The following is a 19,369-nucleotide window of genomic DNA, read 5'->3' as shown; positions in this document are numbered from 1 at the left end:
GTCACCGTGGTCGACATGCGCGCCCGGCTCGGCCTGCCCAAGCCCGAGGACGGCAAGGTGCCGATGGCGGTCGGTGTTGACCTGCGCGGTGAATCCTATGGCCTCCTGATCGACCAGATCGGCGAGGTGCTGCGCCTTGCCGAGGACGGCAAGGAAGAGAACCCCGTCAACCTCGACCCCCGCATGGCCAAGCTCGCCGGCGGCGTTCACCGCCTCGACGGCCAGCTCATGGTCGTCCTCGACGTCGATCGCGTGCTCGAATTGAAGACCGAAGTGCAGATGGCCGCGTGAGCCAACGAAACATCGAAGCCGGAGAACCAAAATGAAGACCTGTTTGGTGGTCGATGATTCCAGCGTCGTGCGCAAGATCGCACGCCGGATCCTGGAAGGCCTGGAATTCCAAGTCACCGAGGCCGAGGACGGCTCCAAGGCGCTGGAAATCTGCCAGCGCGGCTTGCCCGATGCCGTGCTGCTCGACTGGAATATGCCGGTGATGGACGGCTTCGAGTTCATGGGCCACATGCGCCGCCTGCCCGGCGGGGACCAGCCGAAAGTGGTGTTCTGCACCACCGAGAACAACGTGGCTCATATCGCTCAAGCGCTCAGCGGCGGCGCTAACGAGTACATCATGAAGCCATTCGACAAAGACATCATCGCCGACAAGTTCGCTGAAGTCGGTTTGCTCCCGGTCGGACAAGCCATGGCCTGAGTGTGTCTGGCCGAAATGCTTTGGCCAGAGTGTTCCCAGTACAGCTTCGAAGAGGCTACCCGTGACCCCGACCGAGTACGAGTATCTGCGTAAATTCCTGAAGGACAGTTCAGGGCTCGACCTGTCTGCAGACAAGCAATATCTGATCGAAAGCCGGCTGTTGCCGCTGGCCCGCAAGGCGGGGCTTTCCGGCATCCCCGAGCTCGTGCAGAAGCTTCAGGGCGGCTCGCGCGAGCTGATCACCAACGTGGTCGAAGCCATGACCACCAACGAGACCTTCTTCTTCCGCGACAAGGTCCCGTTCGATCATTTCCGCGACCACATCATGCCTGAGGTCATCAAGGCGCGCGCCGGCCGCCGCAGCGTCCGCATCTGGTGCGCCGCCGGCTCGACCGGGCAGGAGCCCTATTCGCTGGCGATGTGCCTGAAGGAGATGGGCGCGGCCCTCACCGGCTGGCGCATCGAGATCATTGCGACCGACCTGTCGCAGGAGGTGCTCGAGAAAGCCAAGGCCGGTATCTACAGCCAGTTCGAGGTGCAGCGCGGACTGCCGATCCAGATGCTGATGAAATATTTCAAGCAGACCGGCGAGACCTGGCAGATCAATCCCGAATTGCGGGCGATGATCCAGCATCGGCAGCTCAACCTGCTGCACGATTTCGCCCAGCTCGGCACATTCGACGTCATCTTCTGCCGCAACGTGCTGATCTATTTCGACCAGGATACCAAGATCAACATCTTCAACCGCCTCGCGCGCCAGATCGAGCCCGACGGCTTCCTGGTGCTGGGTGCCGCCGAAACCGTGGTCGGGCTGACCGATACATTCAGGCCAATTCCGGAGCGTCGCGGCCTCTACAAGCCGAACGATCCGCGCGCAGCCGCGGCCAAGCCGGCCGTCGCCGGAGCTGTTCCGCCACGCATGGCGGTGATGGCAGGACGATAGGCATGGCCGAGGATGGCAAGGGCGCGGAGCGCGTCACGTTCAGTCGCGGCTATGATGTCTGCATCATGGCGATCGACGGCACGTGGCGCCGCGACTGCAAGCTCAACGCGATCTCCGACACCGACGCCATCCTCACGGTGGAAGGCTCGATCCAGGGGCTGAACCTGAAGGAGTTCTTCCTGCTGCTGTCGTCCACGGGCCTTGCCTACCGCCGCTGCGAGCTGGTGCGCGTCAACGGCGCCGAGATGGACATCCAGTTCCTGCGCGGCAAGAACCGGAAGAAGCGCGGCGCCGCCGGTGGCCGCGACGAGGCGGCGTGACCGGCGCGCGGTAGCACCCGCGCTTTCCGCCACGTTGCTTTATATTTGCTGAAACATCCGAATGAATTTGCCGCAGCGGTTTTACGTCGCCTAAGCGCGAACCGTGTATCCATTGGTGGTCTCAATCTCAGGATACGGCAATGCCCAGAAGTTCCCTCTCCCCCATCCCGTCAAACCTGCCCGACGTCGCCGAGCGGCGTGCGCTTCAGCTTCTGGTGATCGACGACGACGCCACGCAGCGCAGCCTGATCACGGTCGCCGCCAAGCAGGCCGGCCACGAGGTCACCGTGGCGCCGTCGGTGGCGGAAGCGATCGAAAAGCTCCGCGCCGCGCGCTTCGACTGCGTGACGCTCGATCTGGTGCTGGAGGATGGCGACGGCATCGACGTGCTGCGCGAGATGGCGGAGGCGAAATTCGCCGGTGCCGTGATCGTCATCAGCGGCATGGACGGCAAGCGCCGCAGCGCCGCCCGCAGCTTCGCCCGCTCGGTCGGGATCGGGCTCCAGAGCCTGCCGAAGCCGCTTGATCTGGCGGCCCTGCGCATCAGCCTCGCCAACCTCGGCAAGACCGCGATGGGACTGCCGGCGATCCACACCTGGGGCGGCGTCGCCACCGATGCGATCGTGGAACGGCACCGCACCTGAGGCGCGGAGCTGCCATGCGACCGGATGCGGCAGCCGCCGCGCCGATCGCGGTCGTCTATGCCGGGTTGCCAGATTCCGACAGCTGCTGCAGGGCGTGGCCGAGCTCCGCCCGGCAGGCGTTGAGGGCGGCGCTCGCCGTGGCATAACGGGGCGTGACGTCGTCGAGCACGAAAATCTCGGTGGAACCCGCAATCGCACTATCGTCTTGCGGCTCCATATCGTCCGCAGTCATCGCCGCGTCGATCAAACGCATACTGATGTCGATCCGCGCGATCAGAGAGCGAAGTTCGGCTGCGATCAACTGACGGCTGTCGGCGTCAGCCATTGCGGCGAGCGGGGGTGTGCCGGCGTAATTTAGCATGGATATTCTCCGTCCCCCGCAATAAGGCACCTCGCCGCTACTTGTGCGTTAAGTCCATGTCCCGTACAAATACGGGTGGGCCGAATCCGCGCCGAACGCCATAACGGTTGGCGCGGACGCGAGTCCGTAATGCCAACTGGATGTGGCACATGGCCGAGCAAACCTCTCGTGGTGAAATCTTCGTGGTCGACGACGACCCTGCCGTTCGCGACACCTTGTCGATGGTGTTGAAGGCGGCGGGCTATGAAGTGATCTGTTTTGCGGACGGCGCAGCGCTGCTGTCCGTCGCGCGAAGCCGCACACCTGCTGCGGTCCTGCTCGACGTGCACATTCCCGGAAAGTCGGGCCTCGACATTCTGAAGGAACTGCATGGCGAGGACTATCCGGCGCCGATCTTCATGATCTCCGGGCAGGGCGACATCGCGATGGCGGTAGGCGCCATCAAGAGCGGCGCACTCGACTTCATCGAGAAGCCGTTCCGCGGTAGCGAGATCGTCGGCCGGCTCGACGAGGCGATCGGCGCTTATGCACGCAGGCAGTCGGAGAACGCCTCGCCGAAATTCGGCTCGCTCCATTTCCCCGGACGCGAGCCGTTGACGCGGCGTGAGCGCGAGGTGCTCGAGCAGTTCGCCGCCGGTGCGTCCAACAAGGAAGCCGGCCGCACCCTCGGCATCAGCCCGCGCACCATCGAGGACCACCGCGCCAACATCATGAAGAAGCTCGGCGCGCGCAATGCCGCCGACCTGATCCGGATCGTGATGACCGCGGCCCAGCGCGCGTCGTAAGCGGCGGGCTCTTCTCTCGTGCCCCGGACGCAGCGCATCACGCAGTGGTGCGCTGCAGAGCCGGGGCCCATCATTGCTTCCAGCTAGACGTTGGTTCCCGACTCTGCACAGCAGCGTTGCACGCTGCAGTGCGTCCGGGACACGAGATTGCGAGCCTCGCCCGTTTCAGGCGTTCAGCGCCTTGCGGATGATCCGCGCCAGATCCGACTTGCGATAGGGCTTTGCGAGCAGCAGAACGCCCGAATCCAGCCGGCCGTGGTGAATGATCGCATTCTCGGTATAGCCTGACGTGTAGACCACCCTGAGATCGGGGCGCGTCTTCATCAGCTCGTCGGCGAGCTGCCGTCCGTTCATCTTGCCGGGCATGATGACGTCGGTGAACAGCAGGTCGAACGGCTTTCCGGCGGCGACGATCGCAAGCGCTTCGGCAGCGTTCGCGGCCTGCAAGGTGACGTAGCCGAGCGAATACAGCTGCGCCAGCACGTAGTCGCGCACCAGACGGTCGTCCTCGACCACCAGGATCGTCTCGTGCCCGCCCTCGATCGTCGCGGGAGTCACGCCCTCGCTGACCGCCGTCGCGGTCTTGCCGGGCGGCAGGTACATCTTGATCGTGGTGCCGTGGCCTTCCTCGCTGTAGATCTTGATGTGTCCGCTGGACTGCTTGATGAAGCCGTAGACCATGGAGAGCCCGAGGCCGGTGCCCTTGCCCGGTCCCTTCGAGGTGAAGAAGGGATCGAACACCCTCGCCAGCATGCCCGCCGGAATGCCGGTGCCGGTGTCGCTTACGGCGATCAGGACGTAGTGGCCGGGCCGGACATCGTTGACACTGGCATAGACCTCGTCGAGATAGGCGGCGCCCGTCTCCACGATCAGCTTGCCGCCGCCGGGCATGGCATCGCGGGCATTGAGCGCGAGGTTGAGGATCGCCGTGGTGAGCTGGTTGGGATCGACCACCGCAACGCAGCTCTCGTCCTCGAACACCGATTCGATCTGGATCTGCTCGCCGAGCGTCGGCCGCAACAGCTTTGCTGTGTCGACGATCAGCGAGTTGATGTCGACCTCGCGCGGCTGGAGCGGTTGCTTGCGGGCAAACGCGAGCAGGTGCTGGGTCAGCTCGGCGCCGCGCCCGGCGGCCTCGTCGATCATCTTGGTGATCGCCGCAAGCTCCGGCTCCTTGGCGACCGCGTCGGCCAGGATCTCGATCGTTCCCGTGATGACGGTGAGGATGTTGTTGAAATCGTGCGCCACGCCGCCGGTGAGCTGGCCGACCGCTTCCATCTTCTCGGCGTGGCGGATGCGCTCCTCGGACGCGATCTTCTCGGTGAGGTCGCGGTAGAACACGTTGAACAGAATGCCCTCGCGGCGTCGCAGCGCCGTGACGCTCAACTCGGCCTTGAAGTCCTTGCCGTCGCGGCGACAGCACATGAGTTCGCGGCGCCGGTTGAGCGTCTGGCCGTCCGGGGAATCGAGGAACCGTGAGAGACCTGCCTTGACCCTCTCGCGCTCAACCGGGGCAACGATGAGGTCGACCGCGTTCTTGCCCAGCGCTTCGTCGCGCCGCCAGCCGAACAGCTCTTCGGCCCGCGAGCTCCAGTTCAGGATGGTGCTGCGATCGTCGGTCTGGACGAAGGCATCGAGCGCAGTCTCGACGATGTTGCGCGCGAGCAGCTCGCTCTCGCGCAAGGATTCCTCCGCGAGCCTCGCCTCGGTCATGTCGCGCCCGACGAAGAAGAAGCGCTTGGCCTGATCGGACCAGTTGCCGAGCCAGGACAGCCAGACCTCGCGCCCGCTCTTGTGGAAGCAGCGGGTATCGGCGAGTTTCGGGTGTCCGCCGCGCCGGAGCGCGCGCATTTCCTCGCGGGATTGATCGAGATGGGCGGGATGGATGAAATCGACGCCGCTGCGGCCGATCATCTCGTTGGGGGTGTAGCCGAGAACGGGCTCGCAGCTTGGGCTGACCTGCGCGATATGACCCCGTGAATCCATGATCATGATCAGATCCTGCGAGGTGTCAAAGATCTGCCGCCGCTCTTCGAGCTGCTGCTGCAGCACCCGTTCGGTCCGTCGCGCCTCGGTGAGGCTGCGGGCCGACCCGGAGGCACCGATGACCTCACCCGAGGGCCCCCTGATCGGGGAGAGGCTGAGGGAGATCTCGACTGCCGTGCCGTCCTTGTGCATGCGCACCGTCTCGAAGCGTTCGATCGGCTCGCCCCGGGCAATTCGCCCCAAAATGTCCCTGCCCTGCTCGCGGCGGTCGGGTGGGACAATGATCGCGGTGGATTTCCCGATCGCCTCATTCGCCGAATAGCCATAGAGGCGCTCGGCGGCGGGATTCCAGCCCGTGATGATGGCATCGAGCGATTGCATCACGATCGCGTCGTCGGAAGATTCGACGGCGGCGCTGAACAAGTGCTCACGCGCCGCATGATGGCTTCGTGCGGCCTCGGTGCGGCGGTGCTCCTCGACCTCGCGTTCGAGAGCGGCTGTTTTCGCCCGCGTCTCTTCGACCATCTGGGCAAAAGCCCGCGCCAGCACGCCCGTCTCGCCGCTTGCATCGACGGGAATGTCTGCTCGCCGTCCGCTGCCGATGGCCTCCACGGCCGCGGTCAGGCGCCCGATCGGGCGAGTCAGGGAGCGTGCCAGCAGCACGGCGAGCGAAGCCGCGGCGAGGACGGCAAGCACGCCGACCAGCAAGGAAGTTTTTTGAATGGCCGCCGGCACGCGGCCGAAGACGGGCGGGGGAATGGTCACGATGATTGCGACCCATTCCTTGCCCGCAAGCAGCGCCGGCGCGAGTGCCGCGCCGCTCGGCCGGCCCGCCCCGTCGGTCGTGAGCTGCGTGGATACGTCCGGGGTGCCGGCCAGAGCCGAGAAAAACGGAAAATCCTGGCGCCAGTCAGCTGGGTGGCCGCGCAATGAGCCGAATTCTCGCGCCCGATCGGGATGAACGAGATAGTCGCCGCGCGAATTCACGACGTAGATCTCTCCTCCCGAGCTCGTCGTCGAGCGAACGCGGTCGAGTGCCGGACGCATGTCGATATTGGCGATGATGATGCCGAACGGTTTGCCGTCCGGCGTGAACAGCGGTGTCGCGACCCGCAGAGTCGGAATGTGCGCGGCCGTGGTGCCCCCCTGGCGGGTCGCAAGATCGATGGGCGACACATAAATCTCGCCCGGCGCCAGGCGCATCGTTTCCTGAAAGTAGGGGCGTTCGCTCTTGCTCTCCAGTTCGCTGTCGGGGACGATCCGCGTTGCTCCATTCGGGCCGGAGCGATCGACGCGGACCAGCTCGCGCTGGTCGTCATCAAGACCGATGATTCGAAACTGCCCGTAGCTGGGCTTGGCCTCGATCTCGGCCGCGAGCCGCGCTGCGATGCGCTCGCGCCAGGTCTGCTCCGAAACGCCGTCAGATGCGTCAGTGCCTCCGCCGAGGTGAGCGCGGATCAGGCCGTTGATCGCCGCGGCGGAACGATAGCCGCTCAGATCGCCGCGAACTCCGGCAACGTAGGATTCAAGATTGGTCGCCAGCAGGCGCGACTGGGCTTCGACCCGCTCCAGGACCCGCGGAATGACGGCCTGCGTGATGTTGCGATAGCCCAGCCAACCGACTGCGGTCACGGTAATGGCCACCAGCAGGATCATCGCGATGGCCAGCCGCGTCGCGAGTGTCATGTCGGCCTTCGCGCCGCGTCGAGAATGGTCCCGTATGTCTTGCTACGGCGCAACATGCATGGCTCCGTCATCGGCTGCCGGAGCCGGCATCGGGCTGCGGCGCCGACGATGATTGCGCCGATTTCAGGCAGCCGTCGACTGCGGCGAGCAGCGCGTCGGCCCGGAACGGCTTCTGAAGGCTCGCCACCGCGCCGAGCTTGGTCGCCATCTTCAGGAAATCCGGCTCCGCATAGGCGTCCGGCGTGATCGAGCGGCCGGAAATGACGATGATCGGAATCGCCGGCTGTTGCGCCCGGATGTGGCGCATCGTCTCCAGCCCGTCCATGCCGGGCATGAAGATGTCGAGAAACAGCAGGTCGAATTGGCTGGCCTCGAACAGCGCCAGTCCCTTGCGGCCATCGCCGGCGACGGTGACGTGATGACCGGCCCGTTCCAGAAGCAACCGGATCGTGATCTGCACGGCCGGGTCGTCATCCACGATCAGGATGTTGGCCACGTGAAAAACCTCCGGGTCGGATGGGACGTTCCAGCGACCCAAATCAAAGCATCAAATGCGAAATTGTTGCGCGGATTCCATCCAGCCTGCAAGCACTTCGCGGGCGATGCGATGGTTGCTCGCCACAGGCGAACTTCGCTGCGCTTCATATGCACGTTTACGTGCACATATCTGTACGGCGACCGGGTGCCGGATGTCTAGTCGGTGAGGTATTCCGGGTGGTGGCTGCGGATCTTGTCGAGCTCGCTGAGCGTGCCCGACAGATGCTTGCGCAGATGCTGTTGCGCGGCATCGGCATCTGCCGCCTCGATCGCGCGCGTGATCAGCCTATGGTGGCGCACGATGTTCTGGGCCTTGCCGGGTGAGGGCAGATGCAACCGGCGCAGCCGGTCGATATGTCCGCTGCGGCTGCGTACCAGCGCCCACAGATCCTGCTTGCCGGCGGCGGTGTAGAGCTGAGCGTGGAAGTCGTTGTCGGCGGCCATGAAGGCCTCGAACTCGCCGGCTTTCGCAAACTGTTGCTGAAGCGTGATCGCGTGGTCGAGGCGGATGATCAGGGCTGCGTCATGCTGTTCCGCGAGCAGCCGCACGATCTCCAGCTCCAGCGCCTGGCGCAGGAAATGCGCCTGCTGGGCGCGGCCGATGTCGATCCGGCTGACCACGGTCGCGTGCTGCGGAAAGACGTCGACCAGCCCCTCTTCCTCGAGCCGCATCAGGGCATCACGCACCGGGGTCGAGCTGACGCCGAACTGGCCGGCAAGCTCGGCGCGCGACAGCGGCGCGCCCGGCGGCAATTCCAGGGCGATGATTGCATTGCGCAGCCGCTCGAACACCTGAGGTGCGGCCTGTCGGGCGCGATCGAGCCTGGTGGCGGGTCGTGCCGCGGAGTGGGCTGCTTCCATGTCGGGTCCCGCTTGCCTTTGATGTACTAATATATTAGTGCATCAGTAGGGTCAACGCAGCTCGACGCTTACCCGGAGGAAACACACAACAATGATCAAGCATCTTCGTAGCAGGCTCGTGGCTGCTGCCCTGTTCGCCGCAACCGCGCTCTCGGCGTCCACGGCGCAGGCCCAGCAAAAATCCGAGATCTCGCTGTCGCGCCAGCCCGGCATTTTCTACATGCCGAGCCACATCATGGAAAAGCAGAAGCTGATCGAGAAGCATGCGGCCGCTCTCGGGCTTGCAGGCGTCACCACCAAATGGGTCACCTTCTCCGGCGGCGGCGCGCAGACCGATGCGCTGCTCGCCGGCGGCGTCGACATCCTCAACACCGGCACCGGCAATCTTCTCCTGCTGTGGGACCGCACCCGCGGTGGCGTGAAGGGCATCGTCGCGACCTCGGCCCAGCCGATGACGCTGATCAGCCGCGACGCCAACATCAAGTCGATCAAGGATTTCGGCCCGAACGACAAGATCGCCGTGCCGACCGTGAAAGTTTCCACGCAGGCGATCGTGCTCCAGATCGCGGCCGCCGAGGCCTTCGGCGCAGACCAATGGGCGAAGCTGGACACCAACACCGTGCAGCTTGGTCATCCCGACGCCTATGCGGCGCTGTCCAATTCCAAGCACGAGGTGCACACCCATTTCTCGATCCCGCCCTACACGTTCCTGGAGCTGAAGAACGTGCCGGGTGCGCATGTCGTGTTGAGTTCACCTGAGGTGATGGGCGGCCCGCTGAGCCAGGCGCAGTTCTTCACCACGACCAAATTCGCCGACGCCAATCTAAGGATCATCCAGGCGGTGCGCGACGCGACCAAGGAAGCGCAGGATTTGATCCGCAGCGACACCAGGCAGGCGGTCGAGATCTACAAGGAGATCACCGGCGACAAGACCTCGGTGGAAGAGCTGCTCGATCTGCTGAAAGAGCCCGGCATGATGGAATGGAATCTCGAGCCGCAGGGCACGATGAAGTTCGCCGCGCATCTGTTCAAGACCGGCACGCTGAAAAACCAGCCCAAGGCCTGGACGGATTATTATCTCCCCGTCGCGCACGATCTGAAAGGCAACTGATGGCGCTGCTCGACGTCAGCGGCGTGACGCTGCGCTACAAGACCTCCAGCGCCGTCGTCACTGCCACCGAACGGGTCTCCTTCACCGTCGACAGGTCCGACCGCTTCGTGCTGCTCGGACCGTCCGGTTGCGGAAAGTCGACCCTGCTCAAGGCCGTCGGCGGCTATATGAGCCCGAGCGAAGGCCGCATGAGCATCAACGATCGCGAGATCCGCGGCCCCGGCGCCGACCGCATGATGATCTTCCAGGAGTTCGATCAGTTGCTGCCCTGGAAGAGCGTGCTCGCCAACGTGATGTTTCCGCTGCTGACCGCGCGAAAACTGTCACGCAAGGACGCCGAGGCCCGCGCACGGTCCTACATCGAGAAGGTCGGCCTCACCCGCGTGGTCGATGCCTATCCGCACACGCTCTCCGGCGGCATGAAGCAGCGCGTCGCGATCGCGCGCGGCATGGCGATGGAGCCGGATATTCTGCTGATGGACGAGCCGTTCGCGGCGCTCGACGCGCTGACGCGGCGAACCTGCCAGGACGAGCTGCTCCAGCTCTGGAACGAGACCAAATTCACCGTGCTGTTCGTGACCCATTCGATCGCGGAGGCGATCCGCATCGGCAATCGCATCCTGCTGCTGTCGCCGCATCCCGGCCGGGTCAAGGCCGAGGTGGTCGATGTCGACAAGGTCTCGAACGAAGACGGCAGCGCCGGCCGGCTGGAGAAGGAGATCCACGATCTCCTGTTCGCCGGCGAAGCCACGTCGCATTAGGGGTGCCTCCGATGGGCGAAGCGAGAATATTGCTGCGTGACGCGCCGGTTGCAGCCAACGGTGGCGCAGCCGAGGTTGAGCGCAAGCTGAGCGTGCCTGAGCTGTTGTGGAACGACGGTTTTGTCCGCAAGACGGTCATCATCCTGTTTCTGGCGGCGGTCTGGGAGGCCTATGGCGTCGCCCTCGACAATCCCCTGCTGTTTCCGACGCTGCACGACACCATCGCCACGCTGTGGGACCGCGTCAAGGACGGCACCATCCCGCTGCGCGCCTGGGCCTCGCTGAAGGTGCTGTTCATGGGCTATTCGGCCGGCATCGTGCTCGCCGCCATCTTCACCGTGCTGGCGATCTCGACCCGCATCGGCACCGATTTCCTGGAGACTGTTACAGCGATGTTCAATCCGCTGCCGGCGATCGCGCTGCTGCCGCTGGCGCTGATCTGGTTCGGCCTCGGCAATGGCAGCCTTGTTTTCGTGCTGATCCATTCGGTGCTGTGGCCGGTCGCGCTCAACACCCATTCCGGCTTCAAGAGCGTGTCCAACACGCTGCGCATGGTCGGCCGCAATTACGGCCTGCGCGGACTGCTCTATGTGGCGAAAATCCTGATCCCCGCGGCCTTCGGCTCGATCCTCACCGGCCTCAAGATCGGCTGGGCGTTTGCATGGCGCACCCTGATCGCGGCCGAGCTGGTGTTCGGCGTCTCCTCGGGGCAGGGCGGGCTCGGCTGGTTTATCTTCGAGAACCGTAACCTGCTCGACATACCTGCGGTCTTCGCGGGCCTCTTGACGGTGATTATCATCGGGCTTTTTGTCGAGAACCTGATTTTCCGCGCCATCGAGCGGAATACGGTCCAGAAATGGGGCACCCAATCATGACCAAGAAGAAAACACCCGACCAGCTCCGCAGCGCGCGCTGGTTCGCGCCCGACGATCTCCGCTCGTTCGGCCACCGCTCCCGCACCATGCAGATGGGCTACGCCCCCGAGGAATGGAAGGACCGCCCGATCATCGCGATCCTCAACACCTGGTCGGACGCCCAGCCCTGCCACATGCACTTCAAGTCGCGCGTCGACGACGTCAAGCGCGGCATCCTGATGGCCGGCGGCCTGCCGCTGGAGCTGCCGGCGCTGTCACTGTCGGAATCACTGTTGAAGCCGACCACCATGCTCTACCGCAATCTGCTGGCGATGGACGCCGAAGAGCTGCTGCGCAGCCATCCCGTCGATGGCGTGGTGCTGATGGGCGGCTGCGACAAGACCACGCCGGCGCTGCTGCTCGGCGCGACCTCGATGAACATCCCGGCGATTTATCTGCCGGCAGGTCCGATGCTGCGCGGCAACTGGAAGGGCAAGACGCTCGGCTCCGGCTCCGACGGCTGGAAATACTGGGACGAACGGCGCGCCGGAAAAATCTCCGAGAAGGACTGGCTCGACATCGAAGCCGGCATCGCCCGCAGCTACGGCACCTGCATGACCATGGGCACCGCCTCGACCATGACCGCGATCGCCGAAGCGATCGGCATGACGCTGCCGGGCGCTTCCTCGATTCCGGCGGCGGATGCCAACCACATCCGCATGGCCTCCGAATGTGGCCGCCGCATCGTCGAGATGGTGTGGGAGGATTTGACGCCGAAGGCGATCCAGACCCGCAAGGCGTTCGAGAACGCAATTGCGGTTGCGATGGCGATGGGCTGCTCGACCAATGCCATCATCCATCTGATCGCGCAGGCCCGCCGCGCCGGCCAGGATATCGGCCTCGACGATTTCGAGATCGCGAGCCGCAAGGTGCCCGTCATCGCCAACGTCCGGCCAAGCGGCGATGCCTATCTGATGGAAGACTTCTTCTATGCTGGTGGCCTGCCGGCGCTGATGGGCGAGATCAAGCAACATCTGCATCTCGACTGCGTTACGGTCACCGGCAAGACTGTCGGCGAGAACATCGAGGGTGCCGAAGTCCACAACGCCGACGTGATCCGCTCGGTCGACAATCCCATCTACAAGGAGGGTGCGCTCGCCGTGCTCAAGGGCAATCTCGCGCCCGATGGCTGCGTCATAAAACCTTCCGCCTGCGCGCCGCGCTTCCTCAAGCACACCGGACCGGCGCTGGTGTTCGACGATTATCCGTCGATGAAGAAGGCGGTCGACGATCCCAATCTCGACGTTACCGAAGATCACATCCTGATCCTGCGCAATGCGGGGCCGCAGGGCGGGCCGGGCATGCCGGAATGGGGCATGCTGCCGATCCCGACAAAACTCGTGAAGCAGGGCGTGCGCGACATGGTGCGCATCTCGGATGCGCGCATGAGCGGTACCAGCTACGGCGCCTGCATCCTGCACGTCTCGCCGGAGTCCTATATCGGCGGCCCGCTGGCGCTGGTGCAGAATGGCGATCGCATCACCCTCGACGTCGCCGCGCGCACCATCAATCTCGATGTGAGCGAAGCCGAGCTCGCCAAGCGCCGCGCCGCCTGGAAGGCGCCCGAGCGCCGCTTCGAGCGCGGCTATGGCTGGATGTTCACAAAACACATCAAGCAGGCCAATGACGGCTGCGACTTCGACTTCCTCGAGACCGATTTCGGCGCGCCGATCGGCGAGCCGTCGATCTACTAGCCTCACCGTCGTTCCGGGGCGCGAAGCGAACCCGGAACCTCGAGATTCTCAGGGGCGCAATTGCGCACCATGATTCACTCGCTGACGCGAGCGCCCCGGAATGACGACAAGAGAGAGAACACGATGACCAAACTTTCCGAAGCCACCCGCACCAAGCTCAAATCCGTCTCCACCGCCACGGTCGCCACCGCTTTGTTCAAGCGCGGCCTGCGCATCCAGATGATCCAGGACGTGCACCCGCTTGGCGCCGACCAGCCGACAATGGTCGGCGAAGCCTTCACGCTGCGCTACATGCCGGCGCGCGAGGACCTCAACACCATCGACGTGTTCAAGGACCGCTCTCACCCGCAGCGCAAGGCGGTCGAGGATTGCCCGCCAGGTGCCGTGCTGGTGATGGACAGCCGCAAGGACGCGCGCGCGGCCTCGGCCGGCGCGATCCTGGTGACGCGGTTGATGAAGCGCGGCGTCGCCGGGGTCGTCACCGACGGCGGCTTTCGCGACTCAGCCGAGATCGCCAGGCTCGGCATTCCCGCCTACCATCACCGCCCCTCGGCGCCGACCAACCTCACGCTGCACCATGCGATCGAGATCAATGTGCCGATCGGCTGTGGTGACGCGCCGGTGTTTCCCGGTGACGTCATCCTCGGCGATGCCGACGGCGTCATCGTCATCCCCGCGCATCTCGCCGACGAGATCGCCAACGAAACTTTCGAGATGACGGCGTTCGAAGACTTCGTCACCGAAGAGGTCGGCAAGGGCCGCGGCATCTTCGGCCTCTACCCGGCAACAGACCCGCAGACGCTCACTGATTTTGCGGACTGGCGGAAGAAGAACGGGCGGTGATTGATCCCAGGATCGCGCCAAACTCTCTACTGTCGTCCCGGACAAGCGAAGCGCAGATCCGGGACCCATAACCAAAGGGAGTAGTTTGGCGAAGGTTTGTAGTTAGGAAACTGACGTTGGTACTGCTGCCTGTGTTTCTTCGATAGATCACGCGGTATGGGTCCCCGCCTTCGCGGGGACGACGAGCTGAGTGTGTGGCTGCGCGGGAGCCTTACACCCCGGCCTCCGTCATCCCCGTCGCCCACAGCGCGAACGCATAGACGATCGCGACTTCATCCAGCCGGTCGAAGCGTCCCGAGGCGCCGCCGTGGCCGGCGCCCATGTTGGTGCGCAAGAGCACCGGGCCGCCGCCGCTCATGGTGGCGCGCAGGCGCGCGATCCATTTGGCGGGCTCCCAGTAAGTGACCCGGGGATCAGTCAATCCGCCCATCGCGAGGATGGCCGGATACTGCTTTGCCGCGACATTGTCGTAGGGCGAGTAGGACAGGATGGTGCGAAAATCCTTCTCGCTCTCGATCGGGTTGCCCCATTCCGGCCATTCCGGCGGCGTCAGCGGCAGCGTGTCGTCGAGCATGGTGTTGAGCACGTCGACGAACGGCACTTCGGCGACGATGCCGGCGAACAATTCGCCGGCGCGGTTGGCGACCGCGCCCATCAGCATGCCACCGGCCGAGCCGCCATGGCCGACGATGCGTTTTGCGCTGGTGTATTTTGCTGCGATCAGCGCGCGGGCACTGGCGGCGAAATCGTCGAACGAATTCGTCTTCTTCTCGCGCTTGCCGTCGAGATACCAGCCCCAGCCCTTGTCGGCGCCGCCGCGGATATGGGCGATGGCGTAGACAAAACCGCGGTCGACCAGCGACAGCCGGTTGGCGCTGAACGAGGCCGGCATCGCCATGCCGTAGGAGCCGTAGCCGTAGAGCAGCAGCGGCGCCGTGCCGTCGAGCTTGAGGCCGCGGCGATACAGGATCGACACCGGCACCTCGGCGCCGTCATGCGCCTTCGCCATGATGCGCGTGGTGACGTAGTCGGCGGCGTCGTGGCCAGAGGGGATCTCCTGGCGCTTGCGCAGGGTTCGTGTCCGCTTGACCATGTCGTAATCATAGACTTCCGACGGCGTCGTCATCGACGAATAGGCGAAGCGCAGATTCGTCGTCTCGAATTCGTAGGAGCCCATCGTGTCGAGCGAGTAGGCGGCCTCGTCGAACGCGATGGCGTGCTCGTCCTTGGTCGTGAGGTCGCGGATCACGATCGACGGCAGCGCATTGGCGCGCTCCAGCCGGACCAGATGGCCGGCATAGAGATCGAGGTCGATGATGTAGATGCCGGGGCGATACGGGATCAGATCGCGCCAGTTCTTGCGCTCGGGCGAGCTGAGTGGTGCGGTGACGATCTTGAAGTCGATGGCGTCGTCGGCATTGGTGAGGATGAACAGTTCATCGCCGCGATCGGCCAGCGAATATTGTACGCCCTCCTCGCGCGCCGCGACCAGCCGCGGCGGCGCCTCGGGGTTGGCGAGATCGATCAGCCGTTGCTCGGAGGTCTCGTGGTCGCCGCCGGCGATCACGCAGAAGCGTCCGCTGGTGCTCTCGTGCAGATGGGTGAACCAGCCGGAATCCTGCTCCTCATAGACGAGCGTGTCGTCGGCCTGTCTGGTGCCGAGCTTGTGCCGCCACACCTGCATCGGCCGGTGATTGTCGTCGAGCTTCACATAGAAGAAGGATTTTGCGTCCGCGCTCCAGACAACGCCGCCGTCGGTCTCCTCGACGAGATCGTCAAGATCCTTTCCCGTGGCCCAGTCGCGCACGCGGATGGAAAAATATTCAGAGCCCTTGGTATCCGCGCTCCAGGCTTGCAGCTTGTGGTCGTTCGAGTGCCGGCTGCCGCCGAACTTGAAATATTTGTGGTTCTTTGCGAGCTCGTCGCCGTCGAGCACGATATGGCCCTCGCCGCCATCGCGCGGCATGCGGCCGAACAGCTCGTGCTGCCCGCCCTCGCGAAACCTGCGGAAATAGGCGAACGGCCCGTCCGGCGACGGCACGCTGGAATCGTCCTCCTTGATCCGCCCGCGCATCTCGCGCACCAGCGTTTTCTGGAGCGACGAAGTGTGGCCAAGCAGGCTCTCGGTGTAGACGTTCTCTTCGTCCAGGTATTTGCGGATATCTGGGTCGAGAACTTTGGGCTCGCGCAGCACCTCCTGCCATTTCTCGTCCTTCAGCCAGGCATAGTCGTCGGTCACGGTGATGCCGTGATGCGTAAAGGAATGCGGCCGGCGCGGAGCGACGGGGGGCTGGGCGGGGGTGTTCGTCTTGGTCACTCGGTCCTCGTTCAATGCGCAGGCGTTTCTTCGCCTCTCCCCGCTTGCGGGGAGAGGCCGGATTGCATCGAAGATGCAATCCGGGTGAGGGGGATTCTCCGCGGGTCCAACTGTCACCGTCCCTGCGGAGACTCCCCCTCACCCCAACCCTCTCCCCGCAAGCGGGGAGAGGGGGAGATGCACCACCTTATATCGTCCCGATTCCGCCAATTGCCAGCATGACTGCGCCAAGTCGCCGGGTTGTTGATCGCCCCCTTGTATGCTTTAGGCTCCATATCCCGCCGTCGGTCCAGCCTGATGCTGTTCAATTCCTACCCGTTCATCCTGCTGTTCCTGCCGGCCGTGCTGGCCGGATACTTCTGGCTCGGGCGGCGCAGCAATCTGGCCCCCGTGATCTGGCTGGCGCTGGCCTCGCTCGCCTTCTACGCCATCGGCAACTGGCAGTTCCTGGGCCTGCTGCTGCTCTCGATCGCCTTCAACTATGGCGTCGGCCATCTTCTCATCGTGGCGAAGCTTGGCCCGTCCCAACGCAAGGCTGCACTTGCCGTCGGCGTCGCCGGCGATCTCCTCGTGCTCGGCATCTTCAAATATGCCGGCTTTGCCGCCGACAATCTCAATGCGCTTCTCGGCACGCATGTCGCGGTCCACATCCTGCTGCCGGTCGGCATCTCCTTCTACACCTTCACCCAGATCGCGTTCCTGGTCGATGCCTGGCGCGGCCAGGTCGCAGCCTACGCGCTGCCGCACTACGCGCTGTTCGTGACTTATTTTCCGCATCTGATCGCGGGCCCGATCCTTCACCACAAGGACATGATCCCGCAATTCGAGCGGGAGGAGTCGAAGCACCCGCATGCGCATCTGATCCTGTGCGGTATCATCATCTTCGCCATCGGCCTGTTCAAGAAAACCTGCCTTGCCGACGGCATCCAGCCACTGGTCGCATTGGCCTTCGACGCGCGCGCGCCGAGCTTCGACCAGGCCTGGCTCGGCGCGCTCGCCTACACGTTCCAGCTCTATTTCGACTTCTCCGGCTATTCGGACATGGCGATCGGGATATCGCTGATGTTCGGCATCTTCCTGCCCGTGAATTTCAACTCGCCCTACAAGGCCACCAGCATCGTCGAGTTCTGGCGCCGCTGGCACATGACGCTGTCGCAATTCCTGCGCGACTATCTCTACATCCCGCTCGGGGGCAATCGCCGCGGCCGCGTGCTGCGCTACGTCAATCTGATGATCACGATGCTGCTCGGCGGGCTCTGGCACGGCGCGGCCTGGACTTTTGTTGTTTGGGGCGCGCTGCACGGCGTCTATCTCTGCATCAATCATGCCTTCAACGCGCTGGTGCCGACCATTCCGGCGTTGCTCGCGCGTCCTGTCCGTATCCTCGGGGCCGTGCTGACCTTCCTCGCCGTGGTCGTGGCCTGGGTGTTCTTCCGTGCCGAGCGGGTCGATTGGGCCTTGCTGATCGTCCGCGCCATGGCGGATCCAGCGACCATCGTCTTCGGCCGCGAGGAGATCGCGGCGCTGGTGCAGGTCACCGTCTATGCCGCGCTGGTGTGGCTCGCGCCGAACACGCAGGTGATCATGGGCTACGATCATGCCAATCGCAGGGTCGGCGAGAGCCTGAAGGCGGGGCACATGCGGCCGCTGTTCCTCTATGGCGCATCGCTGGTGCTCGCATTCGGCTTTCTGGGCGTCCAGAGCCACAGTGAATTCATCTATTTCCGGTTCTGATGCGGGGATCGTTCACCAGCGTGAGGCGTCTGCTGCTCGCAAGCATCGTGTGCGTGCTGGGTGCGGCGGCGCTTACCTTCGTCGTCGATCCCCTGCAACTGTTTCGGCCCTCGCACCTCGCCTTCTATTCCGACGACACGCGGGTGCAGAATGCCGGGCTGGTCCGCAGCCAGTCGTTCGACACGGCCTTCATGGGTACCTCGCTGGCGATTCATTTCCGCCAGAGCGACATCGACCGCGTGCTCGGTGTTCACTCGCTGAAGCTCGCCATGACCGGCTCCAATTCACGCCAGCAGGGCTTTGTGCTGGAGCATGCGATCGACCGAGGCGCCAGGAGTGTGATCTGGGCGATGGACGATTTCAGCTTCGTCGATGCGGCCGGGATCGAGACCGATCCCTTTCTGTCGGTCGATCTCTATCGCGGGACGGCAAAAGGAATCGCGAGCTATCTGTTCAGCGCGACGATGGCGAAGGAATCCCTGTTCGCATTGCTGCGGTCCGTTCCGCCGCTACAGCATCCGCTGACGCGAGCGGCGCCCTATCTCCCCGTCAAGTTCGCGCTGGCAGATGTCGACGACATCTACGCGCTGCCGCGGGATTTCGATGTCGCGCGCACCTACAATGCGCAGCGGACGCTTGCCGCCTTCGCCTATATCACCGATCCCGTTCGCAGCCGCTTCCTCGGCGAAGGCTATGGCTACGACGTCATGGTCAGGCATTTCGAGCGCGATGTCGTCGGCCTGATCACGCGCCATCCGGACGTGACCTTCGACATCTACTTTCCGCCCTATTCGATCCTGCAATTCGTCGCGATGCGCGATGCTTCACCCGGCACGCTGAAGATCATCACCGACCTCACGGCGCGTGTCGCCGAGCGCCTGACGCAGCTTTCCAATGTGCGCTTGTACGATTTCCGAGGGATCAAGGCGGTGACGCATGACCTCAGCAACTACAGCGACGTCATCCACCATTCGCCGGCGGTGGATGCGATGGTGCTGAAGTGGCTGGCGAGCGGAGAGTATCGGGTCGATCCGAAGACGCCGCTCGTGCCGCTGGATCAACTGAAAGCTCAGGTCGAGGCGTTCCGTGTCGAGCACTGATCTTACCCTCTCCCCCTGTGGGAGAGGGTGGCTCGCCGCGTAGCGGCGAGACGGGTGAGGGGT

18 protein-coding genes are annotated in these 19,369 nt (G+C 64.2%); 13 read left to right on the top strand and 5 right to left on the bottom strand.

Going from position 1 to position 19,369, the window contains the following annotated elements; translation table 11 throughout:
• The 5 genes from AC1RR3_RS33670 to AC1RR3_RS33650 all read left to right on the top strand — a co-directional run.
• A partial coding sequence (locus tag AC1RR3_RS33670) for a chemotaxis protein CheW (protein WP_492828790.1) occupies positions 1 to 291 on the top strand: 291 nt, incomplete at its 5' end.
• Positions 292 to 322: 31 nt separating this feature from the next.
• Complete coding sequence (locus AC1RR3_RS33665; RefSeq protein ID WP_492828788.1) at positions 323 to 709, top strand: response regulator; 387 nt, start codon at positions 323 to 325, stop codon at positions 707 to 709.
• A gap of 61 nt (positions 710 to 770) precedes the next feature.
• Positions 771 to 1,652 carry a CheR family methyltransferase gene (locus tag AC1RR3_RS33660; RefSeq protein WP_492828786.1) on the top strand — a complete coding sequence of 294 codons (882 nt, stop codon included), beginning with the start codon at positions 771 to 773 and terminating at the stop codon, positions 1,650 to 1,652.
• Positions 1,653 to 1,654: 2 nt separating this feature from the next.
• Positions 1,655 to 1,972: a hypothetical protein gene (locus tag AC1RR3_RS33655; protein ID WP_008565131.1), complete on the top strand. Its 318-nt coding sequence runs from the start codon at positions 1,655 to 1,657 to the stop codon at positions 1,970 to 1,972.
• A 140-nt stretch (positions 1,973 to 2,112) separates the two neighbouring features.
• Entirely contained in the window at positions 2,113 to 2,616 is a 504-nt protein-coding gene (locus AC1RR3_RS33650; protein ID WP_492828784.1) for a response regulator, read from the top strand.
• Between the two features lie 55 nt (positions 2,617 to 2,671).
• Here the strand turns inward: AC1RR3_RS33650 and AC1RR3_RS33645 are convergent, their stop codons facing one another.
• On the bottom strand, positions 2,672 to 2,977 hold the full coding sequence (locus AC1RR3_RS33645; RefSeq protein WP_492828782.1) for a hypothetical protein: 306 nt from the start codon (positions 2,975 to 2,977) through the stop codon (positions 2,672 to 2,674).
• 149 nt (positions 2,978 to 3,126) lie between these two features.
• On the opposite strand from AC1RR3_RS33645, the gene AC1RR3_RS33640 reads away from it, so the two are divergent.
• Positions 3,127 to 3,762 carry a response regulator transcription factor gene (locus AC1RR3_RS33640; protein ID WP_492828781.1) on the top strand — a complete coding sequence of 212 codons (636 nt, stop codon included), beginning with the start codon at positions 3,127 to 3,129 and terminating at the stop codon, positions 3,760 to 3,762.
• Positions 3,763 to 3,927: 165 nt separating this feature from the next.
• Here AC1RR3_RS33640 and AC1RR3_RS33635 read toward each other — a convergent pair whose 3' ends face one another.
• From AC1RR3_RS33635 to AC1RR3_RS33625, 3 genes are all read right to left on the bottom strand, one after another.
• The gene (locus AC1RR3_RS33635) at positions 3,928 to 7,470 is read right to left on the bottom strand and encodes a PAS domain S-box protein (protein WP_492828795.1); all 3,543 of its coding nucleotides are present in this window, start codon (positions 7,468 to 7,470) and stop codon (positions 3,928 to 3,930) included.
• A 31-nt stretch (positions 7,471 to 7,501) separates the two neighbouring features.
• Positions 7,502 to 7,930 (bottom strand): response regulator, encoded by a 429-nt coding sequence (locus AC1RR3_RS33630; RefSeq protein WP_492828779.1) that lies wholly within the window; start codon positions 7,928 to 7,930, stop codon positions 7,502 to 7,504.
• A gap of 197 nt (positions 7,931 to 8,127) precedes the next feature.
• Positions 8,128 to 8,832 (bottom strand): GntR family transcriptional regulator, encoded by a 705-nt coding sequence (locus tag AC1RR3_RS33625; RefSeq protein WP_492828777.1) that lies wholly within the window; start codon positions 8,830 to 8,832, stop codon positions 8,128 to 8,130.
• A gap of 91 nt (positions 8,833 to 8,923) precedes the next feature.
• Between AC1RR3_RS33625 and AC1RR3_RS33620 the strand changes: the two genes are divergently transcribed.
• The 5 genes from AC1RR3_RS33620 to AC1RR3_RS33600 all read left to right on the top strand — a co-directional run bounded on the left by AC1RR3_RS33620 (position 8,924) and on the right by AC1RR3_RS33600 (position 14,155).
• Entirely contained in the window at positions 8,924 to 9,943 is a 1,020-nt protein-coding gene (locus AC1RR3_RS33620; protein ID WP_492828775.1) for an ABC transporter substrate-binding protein, read from the top strand.
• Positions 9,943 to 10,704 (top strand): ABC transporter ATP-binding protein, encoded by a 762-nt coding sequence (locus AC1RR3_RS33615; protein WP_492828773.1) that lies wholly within the window; start codon positions 9,943 to 9,945, stop codon positions 10,702 to 10,704. The genes AC1RR3_RS33620 and AC1RR3_RS33615 overlap by 1 nt, the downstream gene beginning before the upstream one ends.
• Before the next feature lie 11 nt (positions 10,705 to 10,715).
• The gene (locus AC1RR3_RS33610) at positions 10,716 to 11,579 is read left to right on the top strand and encodes an ABC transporter permease (RefSeq protein WP_492828771.1); all 864 of its coding nucleotides are present in this window, start codon (positions 10,716 to 10,718) and stop codon (positions 11,577 to 11,579) included.
• Entirely contained in the window at positions 11,576 to 13,312 is a 1,737-nt protein-coding gene (gene araD, locus AC1RR3_RS33605) for an L-arabinonate dehydratase (protein WP_492828769.1), read from the top strand. The genes AC1RR3_RS33610 and araD overlap by 4 nt, the downstream gene beginning before the upstream one ends.
• 123 nt (positions 13,313 to 13,435) lie before the next feature.
• A complete protein-coding gene (locus AC1RR3_RS33600) occupies positions 13,436 to 14,155 on the top strand; it encodes a ribonuclease activity regulator RraA (RefSeq protein WP_492828767.1) in 720 nt (239 codons plus the stop codon).
• Positions 14,156 to 14,366: 211 nt separating this feature from the next.
• Here the strand turns inward: AC1RR3_RS33600 and AC1RR3_RS33595 are convergent, their stop codons facing one another.
• The gene (locus tag AC1RR3_RS33595) at positions 14,367 to 16,472 is read right to left on the bottom strand and encodes a S9 family peptidase (protein WP_492828766.1); all 2,106 of its coding nucleotides are present in this window, start codon (positions 16,470 to 16,472) and stop codon (positions 14,367 to 14,369) included.
• A gap of 297 nt (positions 16,473 to 16,769) precedes the next feature.
• On the opposite strand from AC1RR3_RS33595, the gene AC1RR3_RS33590 reads away from it, so the two are divergent.
• Entirely contained in the window at positions 16,770 to 18,206 is a 1,437-nt protein-coding gene (locus tag AC1RR3_RS33590) for an MBOAT family O-acyltransferase (protein ID WP_492828765.1), read from the top strand.
• Entirely contained in the window at positions 18,206 to 19,306 is a 1,101-nt protein-coding gene (locus AC1RR3_RS33585) for a hypothetical protein (RefSeq protein WP_492828764.1), read from the top strand. The genes AC1RR3_RS33590 and AC1RR3_RS33585 overlap by 1 nt, the downstream gene beginning before the upstream one ends.
• The last annotated feature ends 63 nt before the right edge of the window (positions 19,307 to 19,369 follow it).

Source organism: Bradyrhizobium sp. GW821-FHT13H05 (assembly GCF_058804065.1).
This window is presented reverse-complemented; position numbering and strand designations above follow the sequence as displayed.

Bases quoted from the DNA above. Each gene is read 5' to 3' on its own strand.
- AC1RR3_RS33620 (WP_492828775.1), top strand. From the start codon at position 8,924: ATGATCAAGCATCTTCGTAGCAGGCTCGTGGCTGCTGCCCTGTTCGCC.
- AC1RR3_RS33600 (WP_492828767.1), top strand. From the start codon at position 13,436: ATGACCAAACTTTCCGAAGCCACCCGCACCAAGCTCAAATCCGTCTCC.
- AC1RR3_RS33610 (WP_492828771.1), top strand. From the start codon at position 10,716: ATGGGCGAAGCGAGAATATTGCTGCGTGACGCGCCGGTTGCAGCCAAC.
- AC1RR3_RS33655 (WP_008565131.1), top strand. From the start codon at position 1,655: ATGGCCGAGGATGGCAAGGGCGCGGAGCGCGTCACGTTCAGTCGCGGC.
- AC1RR3_RS33645 (WP_492828782.1), bottom strand. From the start codon at position 2,977: ATGCTAAATTACGCCGGCACACCCCCGCTCGCCGCAATGGCTGACGCC.
- AC1RR3_RS33665 (WP_492828788.1), top strand. From the start codon at position 323: ATGAAGACCTGTTTGGTGGTCGATGATTCCAGCGTCGTGCGCAAGATC.
- AC1RR3_RS33615 (WP_492828773.1), top strand. From the start codon at position 9,943: ATGGCGCTGCTCGACGTCAGCGGCGTGACGCTGCGCTACAAGACCTCC.
- araD (WP_492828769.1), top strand. From the start codon at position 11,576: ATGACCAAGAAGAAAACACCCGACCAGCTCCGCAGCGCGCGCTGGTTC.
- AC1RR3_RS33590 (WP_492828765.1), top strand. From the start codon at position 16,770: ATGCTGTTCAATTCCTACCCGTTCATCCTGCTGTTCCTGCCGGCCGTG.
- AC1RR3_RS33625 (WP_492828777.1), bottom strand. From the start codon at position 8,832: ATGGAAGCAGCCCACTCCGCGGCACGACCCGCCACCAGGCTCGATCGC.
- AC1RR3_RS33585 (WP_492828764.1), top strand. From the start codon at position 18,206: ATGCGGGGATCGTTCACCAGCGTGAGGCGTCTGCTGCTCGCAAGCATC.
- AC1RR3_RS33650 (WP_492828784.1), top strand. From the start codon at position 2,113: ATGCCCAGAAGTTCCCTCTCCCCCATCCCGTCAAACCTGCCCGACGTC.
- AC1RR3_RS33640 (WP_492828781.1), top strand. From the start codon at position 3,127: ATGGCCGAGCAAACCTCTCGTGGTGAAATCTTCGTGGTCGACGACGAC.